Source organism: Parafrigoribacterium mesophilum (assembly GCF_039652555.1).
GTDB classification, from domain to species: domain Bacteria; phylum Actinomycetota; class Actinomycetes; order Actinomycetales; family Microbacteriaceae; genus Parafrigoribacterium; species Parafrigoribacterium mesophilum.
This window is the reverse complement of sequence record NZ_JBDJAF010000021.1, coordinates 1-330: the sequence shown is the minus strand read 5'-3', so window position 1 is coordinate 330 and position 330 is coordinate 1. Positions and strand designations below refer to the sequence as shown.

At 72.1% G+C, this 330-nt stretch carries 1 pseudogene; it reads left to right on the top strand.

Going from position 1 to position 330, the window contains the following annotated elements:
* Nucleotides 1–330: pseudogene (locus ABFX56_RS15930) on the top strand (glycogen debranching protein GlgX); the annotation flags it as partial.

Sequence of the window (330 nt, the reverse complement as noted above, 5' to 3'; positions counted from 1 at the left end):
CACGTCAGCGCGATCGAGCTGATGCCGGTGGTGGCCTGGATCGACGAGCGCCACTTGCCGCCCCTCGGCCTGAGCAACGCCTGGGGCTACAACCCCGTGGTGCCGATGGCGCTCGACCCCGGCCTGTGCCCTGGCGGCGTGGCCGAGCTGCGCGAGACGGTGGCGGCCCTGCACGCGGCGGGGATCGGCCTGCTGCTCGACCTGGTGTTCAACCATACCGGCGAGAGCGACCGGCTCGGCCCGACGCTGAGCTTCCGCGGGCTCGACAACCGCGGCACCTATGCCCACGACGCCAACGGGCAGCTGGTCAACGACACCGGCTGCGGCAAC